This is a genomic window from Pseudoroseomonas cervicalis ATCC 49957 (genome assembly GCF_000164635.1).
Lineage (GTDB): Bacteria > Pseudomonadota > Alphaproteobacteria > Acetobacterales > Acetobacteraceae > Pseudoroseomonas > Pseudoroseomonas cervicalis.
In genome coordinates, this window is the sequence record NZ_GG771190.1 from 1 (window position 1) to 660 (window position 660).

General features: G+C 77.4%; 1 protein-coding gene. It reads right to left on the bottom strand.

Translation table 11 applies throughout. The features are described 5' to 3' along the window. Positions 1-59: 59 nt before the first annotated feature. A partial coding sequence (locus tag HMPREF0731_RS22505; protein WP_007006582.1) for an SDR family NAD(P)-dependent oxidoreductase occupies positions 60-660 on the bottom strand: 601 nt, incomplete at its 5' end.

Genomic DNA, 660 nt, shown 5'->3' on the forward strand with positions numbered 1-660 from the left:
CGCCGCCGCCAGCCCCAGCGCGGGCGCCGCCAGCAGCGCCCGCCGGGGCAGCGCGCCCCTCACCCCTTGCTCCGCAGGCTCGCCCGCCCGCCATCCACGCCGATCACCTGGCCGCTGATCCATGCCGCCTCCGCCGAAAGTAGGAACGCCGCGAGGCCGGCGGCATCCTCCGCCTGGCCCAGCCGCGGCAGAGGATGCAGCTTCGCGATCGCCTCCGCCATGGCCGTGTTGCCGGTGAGCGGCGCGGCGATGCCGGTGCGCATCAGGCTGGGCGCGATGGCGTTGACGCGGATGGCGGGCGCCAGCTCGGCGCCGAGCGCCACCACCAGCCCCTCCACCGCGCCCTTGGCGGCGGCGATGGCGGCGTGGTTGGCGAAGCCCTGCCGCGCCGCGATGGAGGAGAACAGCACGACGCTGGCACCGCCCTCGGCGCGGGCCAGCGCCTTCTGCGCCGCCTGCACGGCCTGCGCCGCGCCCAGCGCGTTCAGCCGGAAGGCGTCGAGGAAATCGGCCTCGGCGAGCCGCGCCAGCGGCTTCAGCGGGATCGAGCCGACGCAATAGGCCAGCCCCTCCAGCACCGGCCCGGCGCTGGCCAGGGCCTCCGCCAGGGTCTCGGGCCGCAGCGCGTCGGCCACCGCCTGCGGCGCCTCCAGCTCCGCC